Genomic DNA, 13079 nt, shown 5'->3' with positions numbered 1-13079 from the left:
CGTGGGAACCGACGCCCCGAGGACCCGACGCCATCGCTGGGGGAAGTTCCTCGTGGGCCTGCTCGTCACGGTGCTCGTGCTGGGTGTCGCGGCGGCCGGGTTCGGCTGGTGGACGGTGCACCGCTCCTTCCCGACCACGACCGGCCGGATCGAGGTGCCGGGCCTCTCCGGCGCGGTGACGGTCTACCGCGACGAGGTGGGAATCCCGCAGCTGGTCGCCGAGACCGACCACGACCTGTTCTTCGCGCAGGGCTACGTGCACGCGCAGGACCGCTTCTGGGAGATGGACTTCCGCCGGCACGTCACCGCCGGGCGGCTGGCCGAGCTCTTCGGCGAGTCGCAGGTCGCGACCGACGCGTTCGTGCGCACGCTCGACTGGCGCGGCGTCGCCGAGGCCGAGTACGAGCTGCTCGACGAGCGCTCGCGCGCCTACTACGACGCGTACGCCGACGGCGTGAACGCCTACCTCGGCGAGCGCGGCGGCGCCGACCTCTCGCTCGAGTACGCCGTGCTCGCCCTGCAGAACCCCGGGTACGAGCCCGAGCCCTGGAGCCCGGTCGACTCGATCGCCTGGCTCAAGGCGATGGCGTGGGACCTCCGCTCCAACCTCGGCGACGAGATCGACCGTGCGCTGCTGAGCGCCGAGCTGCCGCCCGAGGAGGTCCAGCGGCTGCACCCCGACTTCCCGTTCTCGGCGAAGCCGACCATCGTCGACGGGCTGGCGTCCGCGTCGGCGGCGCCCGCCTCGGCCGGGTCCCCGGCGCCGCTGGCGGCGGAGCCCGCCGCGCTCGAGGAGGGTCACGTCGAGGCGCTCGCGTCGCTCGCCTCGGCCGTCGACGGGCTGCCCGAGCTGCTCGGCCCGGAGGGCGGGGACCTCGGCTCCAACTCGTGGGTGGTCTCGGGTGCGCTCACCGAGTCGGGCAAGCCCCTGCTCGCCAACGATCCGCACCTCGGGCCGGCCATGCCGTCGATCTGGGTGCAGATGGGCCTGCACTGCGCCGAGCCGACCGACGACTGCCGGTACGACGTTGCCGGGTACGGCTTCTCGGGCCTGCCGGGCATCATCATCGGCCACAACCGGACCATCGCGTGGGGCTTCACGAACCTCGGGCCGGATGTCGCCGATCTCTACCTCGAGCGCATCGTCGACGACTCCTACGAGCTCGACGGCACCCTGCGACCGTTGACGCTGCGCGAGGAGGTGATCGACGTCGCCGGCGGCGACCCCGTCACCGTGACCGTGCGCTCGACCGACCGCGGACCGCTCGTGAGCATCGACCCCGACTCGAACTACGGCCGGATCGCCGCGGAGTACGCGCCCAGCGTCGACAGCGGGGGCGACGCGCCCGAGGGCGCGGAACTCGCGGTGTCGCTGCAGTGGACCGCGCTCACGCCGGGGACCACGCCGAGCTCGATCTTCGCCATGAACCGCGCCGCCGACTGGGCCGAGTTCCAGTCCGCGGCCGAGCTCTTCGACGTGCCGGCGCAGAACCTCGTGTACGCCGACGTCAACGGCAACATCGGCTACCAGGCGCCGGGCGCCATCCCGATCCGCAAGGCGGGTGACGGCACCCTGCCGCTGCCCGGCTGGACGAGCGAGAACGGCTGGTCGGGCATGGTGCCCTTCGCCGCGCTGCCCTCCGTGCTCAATCCCGCCCGCGGCTACGTCGTCACGGCGAACAACGCGGTCGACGACCAGGGGCCGACGCTGACGCGCGACTGGGACCTCGGGTACCGCGCCGAGGGCATCGAGCGGCGGATCCTCGAGCTCACGGCCGATGGCGGCAAGCTCACCGCCGACGACATGACCGGTATCCAGCTCGACACGCAGGACGCCAATGCGCAGACGCTGCTGCCGGTGATCGCCGAGCTCGAACTCGACGGCGACGCCGCGCGGGGCGCGCAGCTCCTCGCGGAATGGGATGCGTCGGCCGACGCCGACAGCGCGCAGGCGGCGTACTTCGCGGTGTTCTGGCGCACGCTCCTCGACCGCATGTTCGGCGACCTCCCCGAGTCGACCCGCCCGCAGGGTGGCGACCGCTGGTTCGCCGTCGTCGGCTCGCTCCTCGGGCAGCCCGAGGACGCATGGTGGTCCGACGACGACGCGGGCGCGACCGGTCGCGACGCCGTGATCGCGGCGTCGCTCGCGGCCGCTTGGGACGAGGCATCCGCTCGCATGGGCGACGACCCCGCCGGCTGGCGCTGGGGCCGCCTGCACACGCTGAGCCTGAAGAACCAGAGCTTCGGGAAGTCGGGCATCGGGCCCATCGAGTGGCTGTTCAACCGCGGGCCGTACGAGACGGGCGGCGGCTCGTCGATCGTCAACGCGATCGGCTGGGATGCGAGCATCGGGTACGAGGTCGACTGGGTGCCCTCGATGCGGATGGTCGTCGACCTCGGCGACCTCGACGCGTCGACGTGGGTCAACCTGACGGGCGCCTCGGGCCACGCGTTCCACCCGCACTACGACGACCAGGCGCCGCTGTGGCAGGAGGGCGAGGCGCGCGCCTGGCCGTTCACCCGCGAGGCGGTGCGCGACTCCGCGAAGGACACGCTCGTGCTGCGTCCGGCCGCGGGCTGAGCCGGCCGAGGCCGCCGCCTGCTCAGCGCAGCACGGAACTGAGCAGCAGGCTCGTCTCGCTGTTCACGACGCCCTCGATCGAGCGGATGCGGCCGAGCACCCGGTCGAACTCGCCGAGCGTCTCGGTGCGCAGCTCGGCGACGAGGTCCCAGCCGCCGTTCGTCGTGTGCAGGGCGATGATCTCGGGGAAGCCGCGGAGCCGCCGGATCACGTCGTCGGTGCTCCGCCCCTCGACCTCGATGAACGACACCGCGTGGATCGCCAGCGGGTCGGCCTCGTCGCGCACGCGCACCGAGAACCCGATGATGGTGCCGGATGCCACGAGCCGGTCGATCCGCCCCGTGACGGTGGCACGGGCGACGCCGAGGCGGCGCGCGAGGTCGGCCACCGGCGCCCGGCCGTCCTCGCGCAGGAGCGCGAGGAGGCGTCGGTCGAGGTCGTCGAGCTGGTCCACGTGCATATCGTACAGCCCGGGTGAGCAGAGTGTTCATCTCGGTGGCATTCCGTGCGCACTCAGGCCATTGCCCTTGCAGATCGACGGAATCTACGCTTGAGGGACAACTGGAAAGGAACGTGAATGACGAGCTTCGTCGACGTACGCAACATGGTCGGCTGGGTCGCCAGCACCGGGCCTGAGCGCATCATCGCCGGCATCCTCGAGTACCTCGAGGAGGACTTCGCCCGCTGGGAGAGCTTCGACAAGACCCCGCGGGTCGCCAGCCACACGCCGTTCGGCGTGATCGAGCTCATGCCCACGAGCGATCACGAGTCCTATGCGTTCAAGTACGTCAACGGCCACCCCTCGAACCCGGCGCGGGGCTACCAGACCGTGACCGCGTTCGGCGTGCTCGCCGACGTGCACAACGGGTACCCGACGTTCCTCGCCGAGATGACCGTCCTCACCGCCCTGCGCACCGCCGCGACGAGCGCCTTCGCCGCGAAGCTGCTCGCGCGTCCCGACTCCCGCGTCATGGCCATGATCGGCACCGGCAGCCAGGCTGAGTTCCAGGCGCTCGCCTTCCGGACCGCCCTCGGCATCACCCGGCTCCGCGTCTACGACGTCGACCCCGACGCGATCGCGAAGTTCGTGCGCAACACCCTGCCCCTCGGCTTCGAGATCGAGGTCGCCGGCAGTGCCGCCGAGGCGCTCCACGGCGCCGATGTCGTGACGACCTGCACCGCCGACAAGGCGCGCGCCACCGTCGTCGCCGACGAGTGGGTGCGCCCGGGCATGCACCTCAACGCGATCGGCGGCGACTGCCCCGGCAAGACCGAGCTCGACCCCGCCATCCTCGACCGCGCGGGGGTCTTCGTCGAGTACACGCCGCAGACCCGCATCGAAGGCGAGATCCAGGCCAAGGCCCCCGACTTCCCCGTCACCGAGCTGTGGGAGGTGCTCGCCGGCCGCGCCGCCGGGCGCACCCGCGCCGACCAGGTCACGCTGTTCGACTCGGTCGGGTTCGCGATCGAGGACTTCTCGGCGCTGCGCTACGTGCGCGACCAGGTCGCGGGCACGCGCTACGAGCAGCGCATCGATCTCGTCGCCGACCCCGAGGACCCGAAGGACCTCTTCGGGCTCGTCGGCGCGTTCTCGCCGGTGGGCTGAGCGGATGTCGGTGCAGTCGCCCTCCGCGGTCGTCATGGTACGACCGCACCACTTCGCCCCCAACCCGCACACGCTCGCCGACAACGGCTTCCAGCCCAGCGCCGACGGCCTAGACCCCGATCGGATCGCCGCGGCCGCCTACGACGAGGTGTCGCGCGCCGCGGCCGCGCTCGAGGCGGCCGGCGTGACCGTGCACCTCTTCGAGGACGAGTCGGTGCACCGGCCCGACAGCGTGTTCCCGAACAACTGGATCTCGACGCACTCGGGCGGCCACATCGCGCTGTACCCGATGTACACGCCGAACCGGCGCACCGAGCGGCGCAGCGACATCGTCGAGCTGCTGAAGACGACCTACCGCGTCCAGGACGTGATCGACTACTCGGGCCTCGAGTACGACGACGTGTTCCTCGAGGGCACGGGGGCCATGGTCCTCGACCACGAGCTGCGCATCGCGTATGCGGCCCGGTCGAACCGCGCCGACCCGATCGCGCTCGAGCGGTTCTGCACGAACTTCGGCTACGAGCCCATGGTGTTCGACGCGGTCGACGGGCGCGGCGTCGCGGTGTACCACACCAACGTCGTCCTGACCATCGCGACGGAGTTCGCCCTCGTCGCGGCCGACATGCTCGTCTCCCCGGTGCGTCGCGACGAGGTGCTCGATCGGCTGTCGGCCCGAGGACGGCGCGACGTCATCGCGCTCTCGAACCGGCAGATCGACGAGTTCGCGGGCAACGCGCTCGAGCTGTGGGGCACCGACGGGCGCGTGCTCGCTCTGTCGCAGCGCGCATACGACGCGCTCACCGAAGACCAGCGCGACCGCATCGCGCGGACCGCGCGGCTGCTCCCCCTCGACGTGCCGACGATCGAGCTCGCGGGCGGCTCCGTCCGCTGCATGCTCGCCGGCGTCCACCTCGATCCGCGACCCGGGCTCGTCGAGCGCCGCGGCACGCCGGTCGACGACGCCGCCGCCGGCGAGGTCGCGGCGCTCTGAGCCGACCCGAGCCGACCCGCGCGCCGACACGCGAACGGCCCCGCTCCTCGTGGAGCGGGGCCGTTCGCGACGGGGCCTCAGCGGCTCGGGTAGTGCCGTTCGACCGACCCGGTGTACAGCTGCTGGGGGCGGCCGATCTTGGTCTGCGGGTCGAGATTCATCTCGCGCCAGTGCGCGATCCAGCCGGGAAGCCGGCCGATCGCGAAGAGCACGGTGAACATGCGCGTGGGGAAGCCCATCGCCTTGTAGATGACGCCGGTGTAGAAGTCGACGTTCGGGTAGAGGCGGCGCTGCTTGAAGTACTCGTCCTCGAGGGCGAACTGCTCGAGCTCCTTGGCGATGTCGAGCAGCGGGTCGTTCACGCCGAGGCCCTCGAGCACCGCGTCGGCGCTGGTCTTGACGATCTTCGCGCGCGGGTCGTAGTTCTTGTAGACCCGGTGGCCGAAGCCCATGAGCTTGACGCCGTCCTCCTTGCGCTTGACGCGCTCGACGAACTTCGCGACGCCCTCGCCCGAGTCGCGGATCTGCGCGAGCATCTGGAGCACGGCCTCGTTCGCGCCGCCGTGCAGCGGGCCCGAGAGCGCCTGGATGCCGGCCGAGATCGACGCGTAGAGGTTCGCGCCCGTGGAGCCGACGAGCCGCACGGTCGAGGTCGACGCGTTCTGCTCGTGGTCCTCGTGGAGGATCAGCAGGCGGTCGAGCGCCTTGGCGAGCGTGGGCTCGATCGTGTACGGCTCGGCCATGTTGCCGAAGTTCAGGCGCAGGAAGTTCTCGACGAAGTTCAGCGAGTTGTCGGGGTAGAGGAACGCCTGGCCGATGCTCTTCTTGTGCGCGTACGCCGCGATCACGGGCAGCTTCGCGAGGAGCCGGATGGTGGTGAGCTCCACGTGGTCGAGGTCGTGCGGGTCGGACGAGTCCTCGTAGTACGTCGAGAGCGCGGCGACCGCGCTCGAGAGCACGGCCATGGGGTGCGCGGTGTGCGGCAGCGCCGAGAAGAAGCGCTTGAGGTCTTCGTGGAGGAGCGTGTGGCGACGGATCTTCTCGTCGAACTCGCCGAGCTGGTCGGGCGTCGGCAGCTCGCCGTAGATCAGCAGCCAGGCGACCTCGAGGTAGGTGGAGTGCTCGGCGAGCTGCTCGATCGGGTAGCCGCGGTAGCGGAGGATGCCCTGCTCGCCGTCGATGTAGGTGATCGACGACCGCGTCGACGAGGTGTTCACGAAGCCGTAGTCGAGTGCGGTCAGGCCGGTCTGACGGGTGAGGGTCGACAGGTCGATGCTCGAGTTGCCCTGCGAGGCCCGGTGGATGGGGAACTCGGCGGTGCCGCCCGGGAAGGCCAGCGTCGCGGTGTCGGGGCGGTCGGCCCCGGCCGCTTCGTTCACGACGTTGCTCACGGCGTCTCCTGTGATCGTCACTTTCGCGGTCCCCTGCTCTCCGGCCGGGCGTCGGTCGGCGCGCGCGGCCCGAATACAGCCTAGACGTGCCGACGGCACACTGTCGCATCCGCCAACAGACGCGACCATCGGTTGGCGGATGTCACAACACGGCCGTCGCGCGGAGGCGCGCTGCGGCCGAGGCGATCCGTTCGTCGGGCGCCGTGAGCGACAGCCGCACGTGCTGCGGGAAGTGCGTTCCGTAGAAATGGCCCGGTCCGGCGAGGATTCCGAGGTCGGCGAGGCGCTGGATGGACTCCCACGCGTCGCGCCCCTCGGTGGCCCAGAGATACAGCCCCGCCTCGCTGTGGTCGACGCGGAATCCGGCGTCCTCGAGGGCCGGCTTCAGCAGCGCCCGGCGCGCGCGATAGCGCTCCTTCTGCTCGGCGACGTGGGCGTCGTCGCCGAGCGCGACGGTCATCGCGGCCTGCAGCGGTGCCGGGACCATGAGGCCGGCGTGCTTGCGCGCGGTCGTGAGCCGGGCGATCGACTCACGGCATCCGGCGACGAACGCGGCGCGGTACCCCGCCATGTTGGACTGCTTCGAGAGCGAGTAGATGGCGAGGACGTGCGTCGTGTCGCCGTCGGTCACGCGCGGGTCGAGGATGCTCGGCACCGCGCCGTCTTCCCACGGGGACTCCCAGCCGAGCTCGGCGTAGCACTCGTCGCCCACGATCACCGCGCCGAGCTCGCGCGCCCGCGCGACCGCGCGCCGGAGCTCGTCGATGCCGAGCACGCGCCCGTCGGGGTTGCCCGGCGAGTTGAGCCACACCAGCCGGGTGCGCTCGGGCCAGGCGTCGGGGTCGTCGGATGCCACGGCCGTCGCCCCGGCGAAGACCGCGCCCATCTCATAGGTCGGGTAGGCCGCCCGCGGGTGCACCACCCGGTCGCCCTCCCCCACGCCGAGGAAGAACGGCAGCAGGGCGACGAGCTCCTTCGAGCCGATGGTCGGCAGCACCGAATCGGTGTCGAGCCCCGTGACGCCGCGGCGACGCGCGAACCACTCGACGATCGCGCGGCGCAGCGCGGTCGTGCCGATCGTGGTCGGGTAGCTGTGCGCATCGGTCGCCGCGGTCAGGGCATCACGGACGAGCTTCGGCGTCGGGTCGACGGGCGAGCCGATCGAGAGGTCGACGATGCCGTCGCGGTGCGCGATGGCCCGGTCGCGATACGGGACCATGAGGTCCCAGGGGTACTCGGGCAGCGCGCCGAGCGCCATGCTCAGTGGCCCTGGGGTGGGAGCGCCGCGACGAGCGGGTGGTCCTTGGCGATCACGCCGACCTTCGCCGCGCCGCCGGGCGAGCCGATGTCGTCGAAGAACTCGACGTTGGCCTTGTAGTAGTCGGCCCACTCGTCGGGCAGGTCGTCTTCGTAGTAGATCGCCTCGACCGGGCACACCGGCTCGCAGGCGCCGCAGTCGACGCACTCGTCGGGATGGATGTAAAGCGAGCGCTCACCCTCGTAGATGCAGTCGACGGGGCACTCGTCGATGCAGGCTCGGTCTTTCACATCGACGCACGGCAGGGCGATGACGTAGGTCACGGTGGGTCGCTGTCCCTTCGATGAGGCTCTGGACTGCCAGTCTACGCGCGCGGCACGCTCATGCCGCGCGTGCGGCACTTCGTGACGGCAGCGACGGCCACGCGACGACGAGCACCGCGATGAGCGCAGGCCCGACCGCCCAGATCGTGCCGATGGGGCCGCTCGCCACGAGCACGGATCCGCCCGGCCCGGGAAGGGAGAGCACACCGACCGCCGCGACCACGCCGGCGGCCGCGGCCGCCGAGGCCGCCCGGCCCCCTGCGACCATGCGGATGCCGACGAGCAGTGCCGCAACGCCGACCAGTGCCAGCGCGAGGCCCCACGGGATGCTCACCTCGCCGACCTGGACGGCGTGACGGTGGCCGACCGTGCCCAGGACGCCGTAGACCAGCCCGACGACGAACGCGATGGCGAGCGTGCCGATCCGCGAGCCGAGCGACGGCGCGTCGCCGCGCGCGGCCGCACCGCTCACTGCGGTGCCGGGGTGACCGTGTAGGTCACCGTCGTGCCGTCGCCGGCGAGGATCACGAGGTGCCGGCCGTCGGTGTAGACCGACCCGCCGCCGGCATCGCCCGAGAGCGTGGCATCCTCGCCGAATCCGGCACCGGTCAGCGCCGACTTCGCGTCGGCGAGCGGGTCGGCGGAGTCGGAGGTGAGGACGACGACCCAGCCCTCGGTGCCCTCGCCCGCGCCGCCCGCGAGCTCGATGGTGCCGTCGATGACCGGCACGGAGGCCGGGAAGTCGGCGGGCAGGTCGCCGCCGAGCTCCACGTCGCCGCCGGTGGCCCCCTCGACCGCGTCCTCGACGCCCTGGTTGACCAGGTCTTCGACGGGGTTGCCGACGCAGCCCGTGAGGAGGGCGGTCGCGACGGCGGCGACCGAGAGCAGGGCGACGGCGCGGCCGCGCAGGCGGGGAGCAGGCATGCCCGCGAGTCTAGCGGCGGGACCTGCGGTCGACCATGGCGTAGCGTGGTCGCGAGCGCGGCGCAGCGCCGCGGGGAGGAGAGCCGGATGACCGAGCAGCCCGTGACCGACACCGCCCGGCCGCCCGTCCGCATCGAGCGCGACGGCGTCGTGGCGACGGTCGTGATCGATCGGCCGAGGGCGCTCAACGCACTCTCCCCCGAGGTGCTGCGCGCGGTCGCGGAGGCGTTCGACGCACTCGCTGCCGAGGGCGACGCCGTGCGCGGCGTGATCCTGGTCGGCGCGGGCGGCCGCGCATTCGTCGCGGGCGCCGACATCCGCTCGCTCGCGGAGCTCACCCCGGAGGAGGGCGCCGAGGCCGCCCGGCTGGGCCACCGCGTCGCGGCGACGATCGAGGCGTTCCCGGCACCCGTGATCGCGTGCGTCGACGGCTTCGCCCTCGGGGGCGGGCTCGAGCTGGCGCTCGCGTGCGACCTGATCTACGCGACCGAGGGCTCGGCCTTCGGCCAGCCCGAGGTGCACCTCGGGCTCATCCCAGGTTTCGGGGGCACGGTCCGCCTCCCCCGCGTCGTGGGCCTGCCGCTCGCGAAGGAGCTCATCTTCACCGGACGCCGGATCGACGCGGGCGAAGCGGATGCGGCCGGGCTCGTCGCCCGGCGCTTCCCCGACCGAGACGCGCTGCTCGAGGGCGCGCGCAACACGATCGCCGAGGTCGCGCAGAACGCGTGGACCGCGGTCGCCCTCGCCAAGCGCGTCCTGGTGCAGGCGGCGGGGACCCCCACGGCGACCGCGAGCGAGTTCGAGGTCGTCGGCTTCGAGGACGCCTTCCGGACCGACGACATGCGCGAGGGCGTGGCCGCCTTCATCGAGAAGCGCGAACCGCGCTTCAGCGGCAGCTGAAGCGCGGTTCGCCGCTCAGCTGCCGGCTCAGCCGGTGACGTGCGACTGCAGCCAGCCGAGCCCGTCGAAACGAACCCCGTCGGCGCCGTACATCTCGAGGTGCAGGTGCGGACCGGTCGACTGCCCGGTGGAGCCGACCGCCCCGATGGTCTGTCCGGCGCTGACGCGCTGGCCGACCGAGACCTGGAGCGAGCCGTACTGCTGGTGCGCGTACAGCGACGTGACCAGCTCACCGCCGATGTTGTGCTGGATCTCGACGTAGACGCCGAGCCCGCCACCGGACTCGGTCGCCGTGATCACGACGCCGTCGGCGATGGAGACGATCGGCGCCCCGGCGCCGGGGTTGAAGTCGATGCCGTCGTGCACGCTCGAGCAGCCGGAGCACGGCGCGCTGCGCGGGCCGAAGCCGTCGCTGATCCGCGACGGATCGACGGGCCAGACCACGCGGGGCGTCTCGATGAGGGACACCTCGCCGACGCCGGCGACGCTCGACTCGATGGGCGGCGGTGCCGCCTCGACCGACCACGCTTCGGCGTCGATCGCCGCGAGCGCGACCTCGGAGCCGACGTCGAGGGTCTGCGACCGGACGTTCAGGGTGTCCTCGGCGGGCGCGTACACGGAGGCGCGGACCTCGGTGTCGGTCGCGTTCACCGCGAGCGCCGGGACGCTCGTGGCGAGCAGGATGCCGCCGACGAACGTCATCGCCCCGAGCGACATCGCGGACCGGGCCTTGGCGGGCGTGCGGCGCGAGCGGCGTTCAGCCGCCCTCGCGACTCGGCGGTCGCCCTGGGCGACGGATGCTCGGGCGGCGTCGTCCTGGGCGGTGCGGGAACGGCGGGGGCCCGGTGCGCGCAGCGTGGGGCGTGAGGCCGCGCGGCGGCCATGCGTGGGGAAGGTCATATGTGGGGGAAGTGGGGGTTCGGTGGTAACGGTTTCGTAACAACTGATGGCGTTTCGAATGAACCCGACACACCTTACGCGCCGATTTCTGAGAACTTCATCAATCGGCCACCCCACGACGGATGCCACGGCAGGCCGCCGAGGCCTCCGCCGCCGTCCGCGCTACGCCTGCTTCTTCAGGCGCGACGCCGCCCGGGCCCGCGCCGTGGCGTCGAGCTCGACCTTGCGGATGCGCACCTTCTCGGGCGTCACCTCGACGCACTCGTCCTCGCGCGCGAACTCCAGGCACTCCTCGAGCGTGAGCTGGCGCGACGGGGTCATGGACTCGAAGGTGTCGGCCGTCGACGAACGCATGTTCGTCAGCTTCTTCTCCTTCGTGATGTTCACGTCCATGTCGTCGTTGCGCGAGTTCTCGCCGATCACCATGCCCTCGTAGACCTCCTCGGTGGGGTTCACGAAGAAGGTCATGCGCTCCTGGAGCGCGATGATGGCGAACGGCGTGACCACGCCGGCACGGTCGGCCACGATGGAGCCGTTGTTGCGCGTCGTGATGACCCCGGCCCACTCGTCGTAGCCGTGCGAGATCGCGTTCGCAATGCCGGTGCCGCGCGTGATGGTGAGGAACTCGGTGCGGAATCCGATGAGCCCGCGGCTCGGCACGATGAACTCCATGCGCACCCAGCCCGTGCCGTGGTTGGCCATGTTGTCCATGCGGCCCTTGCGCGCCGCGAGCAGCTGCGTGATCGCGCCGAGGTACTCCTCGGGTGCGTCGATCGTGAGGTGCTCGTAGGGCTCCTGGACCTTGCCGTCGACGGTCTTCGTGACCACCTGCGGCTTGCCGACGGTCAACTCGAAACCCTCGCGGCGCATCTGCTCGACGAGGATCGCGAGGGCGAGCTCGCCGCGGCCCTGCACCTCCCATGCGTCGGGGCGCCCGATGTCGAGCACCTTGAGCGAGACGTTGCCCACGAGCTCGCGGTCGAGGCGGTCCTTGACCATCCGGGCGGTGAGCTTGTGGCCCTTCACCTTGCCGACGATCGGCGAGGTGTTCGTGCCGATCGTCATCGAGATCGCGGGGTCGTCGACGTGGATCGCAGGCAGCGGGCGCACGTCCTCCGGGTCGGCGAGCGTCTCGCCGATCGTGATGTCCTCGATGCCGGCGACCGCGATGATGTCACCGGGGCCCGCCTCCTCGGCGGGGTGGCGCTCGAGCGCCTTCGTCTTCAGCAGCTCGGTGATGCGCACGTTGGAGTGCGACCCGTCGTGTCGCACCCAGGCGACCGTCTGGCCCTTGCGAATGGTGCCGTTGAACACGCGCAGCAGCGCGAGGCGGCCGAGGAACGGCGACGCGTCGAGGTTCGTGACCCACGCCTGCAGGGGGGCCTCGTCGTCGTAGGTCGGCGCCGGCACGTGCTGCAGGATCGCCTCGAACAGGGGCTCGAGGTCCTCGGAGTCGGGCAGCTGGCCGTTCTCGGGCTTCTGGTGCGACGCGCGGCCGGCCTTGCCCGAGGCGTACACGACGGGCACGTCGAGGATGGCGTCGAGGTCGAGGTCGGGCACGTCGTCGGCCATGTCGGACGCGAGTCCGAGCAGGAGGTCCTGGCTCTCGGCGACGACCTCGTCGATGCGCGCGTCGGGCCGGTCGGTCTTGTTGACGAGCAGGATCACGGGCAGCCGGGCCTCGAGCGCCTTGCGGAGCACGAAGCGGGTCTGCGGGAGCGGGCCCTCGGACGCGTCGACGAGCAGCACGACGCCGTCGACCATGGAGAGGCCGCGCTCGACCTCGCCGCCGAAGTCGGCGTGCCCGGGCGTGTCGATCACGTTGATGGTGACGGGGCCGGAGGTCGCGTGCGCACCGTTGTACTCCACCGCGGTGTTCTTCGCGAGGATCGTGATGCCCTTCTCGCGCTCGAGCTCGTTCGAGTCCATCGCGCGCTCGTCGACGTGCGCGTGCTCGGCGAAGGAGTGGGTCTGCTTGAGCATGGCGTCGACGAGCGTCGTCTTGCCGTGGTCGACGTGGGCGACGATCGCGACGTTGCGCAGGTCGTTGCGGGTGGCCTTGGCCATGGTGGGTCCTCGCGGGGCCGCCGGTCGCCGTGGGCACCGGGGCGCGGTTCGGCAGCGCGGGAGGCGCTGGATGGGAGTCGGTGGAGCGCGATGGGCCGTGACGACGGCTCGCGCCCGACAAGCCTACCCTGTCCGGGT

At 71.6% G+C, this 13079-nt stretch carries 12 protein-coding genes; 4 read left to right on the top strand and 8 right to left on the bottom strand.

The annotated features are described in order from the left end of the window. Position 1: 1 nt before the first annotated feature. Positions 2-2581, top strand: a complete 2580-nt coding sequence (locus AC3RKB_RS14675) for a penicillin acylase family protein (RefSeq protein ID WP_491437001.1) — start codon at positions 2-4, stop codon at positions 2579-2581. 22 nt (positions 2582-2603) lie between these two features. Here AC3RKB_RS14675 and AC3RKB_RS14670 read toward each other — a convergent pair whose 3' ends face one another. Further along, positions 2604-3041 (bottom strand): Lrp/AsnC family transcriptional regulator, encoded by a 438-nt coding sequence (locus AC3RKB_RS14670; protein WP_491437000.1) that lies wholly within the window; start codon positions 3039-3041, stop codon positions 2604-2606. Between the two features lie 117 nt (positions 3042-3158). On the opposite strand from AC3RKB_RS14670, the gene ocd reads away from it, so the two are divergent. Both ocd and ctlX read left to right on the top strand, forming a co-directional pair. Further along, entirely contained in the window at positions 3159-4187 is a 1029-nt protein-coding gene (ocd, locus tag AC3RKB_RS14665; RefSeq protein WP_491436999.1) for an ornithine cyclodeaminase, read from the top strand. A gap of 4 nt (positions 4188-4191) precedes the next feature. Further along, on the top strand, positions 4192-5178 hold the full coding sequence (ctlX, locus tag AC3RKB_RS14660; RefSeq protein WP_491436998.1) for a citrulline utilization hydrolase CtlX: 987 nt from the start codon (positions 4192-4194) through the stop codon (positions 5176-5178). Positions 5179-5255: 77 nt separating this feature from the next. On the opposite strand, the gene AC3RKB_RS14655 is transcribed toward ctlX, so the two are convergent. The 5 genes from AC3RKB_RS14655 to AC3RKB_RS14635 all read right to left on the bottom strand — a co-directional run bounded on the left by AC3RKB_RS14655 (position 5256) and on the right by AC3RKB_RS14635 (position 9074). Next, positions 5256-6569 carry a citrate synthase gene (locus AC3RKB_RS14655; RefSeq protein ID WP_491436997.1) on the bottom strand — a complete coding sequence of 438 codons (1314 nt, stop codon included), beginning with the start codon at positions 6567-6569 and terminating at the stop codon, positions 5256-5258. 142 nt (positions 6570-6711) lie between these two features. Continuing rightward, positions 6712-7827 carry a succinyldiaminopimelate transaminase gene (gene dapC / locus AC3RKB_RS14650; RefSeq protein ID WP_491436996.1) on the bottom strand — a complete coding sequence of 372 codons (1116 nt, stop codon included), beginning with the start codon at positions 7825-7827 and terminating at the stop codon, positions 6712-6714. A 2-nt stretch (positions 7828-7829) separates the two neighbouring features. Further along, the gene (fdxA, locus tag AC3RKB_RS14645; RefSeq protein WP_067949403.1) at positions 7830-8150 is read right to left on the bottom strand and encodes a ferredoxin; all 321 of its coding nucleotides are present in this window, start codon (positions 8148-8150) and stop codon (positions 7830-7832) included. A 58-nt stretch (positions 8151-8208) separates the two neighbouring features. Next, complete coding sequence (locus tag AC3RKB_RS14640; protein ID WP_491436995.1) at positions 8209-8622, bottom strand: hypothetical protein; 414 nt, start codon at positions 8620-8622, stop codon at positions 8209-8211. After that, positions 8619-9074, bottom strand: a complete 456-nt coding sequence (locus tag AC3RKB_RS14635; RefSeq protein WP_491436994.1) for a hypothetical protein — start codon at positions 9072-9074, stop codon at positions 8619-8621. Before AC3RKB_RS14635 ends, AC3RKB_RS14640 begins: the two co-directional genes overlap by 4 nt. An 87-nt stretch (positions 9075-9161) precedes the next feature. On the opposite strand from AC3RKB_RS14635, the gene AC3RKB_RS14630 reads away from it, so the two are divergent. Next, positions 9162-9974 (top strand): enoyl-CoA hydratase/isomerase family protein, encoded by an 813-nt coding sequence (locus tag AC3RKB_RS14630; protein ID WP_491436993.1) that lies wholly within the window; start codon positions 9162-9164, stop codon positions 9972-9974. A gap of 27 nt (positions 9975-10001) precedes the next feature. Here AC3RKB_RS14630 and AC3RKB_RS14625 read toward each other — a convergent pair whose 3' ends face one another. Together AC3RKB_RS14625 and typA are read right to left on the bottom strand one after the other, a co-directional pair. Next, entirely contained in the window at positions 10002-10691 is a 690-nt protein-coding gene (locus tag AC3RKB_RS14625; RefSeq protein ID WP_491436992.1) for a M23 family metallopeptidase, read from the bottom strand. Between the two features lie 345 nt (positions 10692-11036). Then, complete coding sequence (gene typA / locus AC3RKB_RS14620; protein ID WP_491436991.1) at positions 11037-12941, bottom strand: translational GTPase TypA; 1905 nt, start codon at positions 12939-12941, stop codon at positions 11037-11039. Positions 12942-13079: the final 138 nt, after the last annotated feature.

The organism is Agromyces capsici, from assembly GCF_058349965.1.
This window is presented reverse-complemented; position numbering and strand designations above follow the sequence as displayed.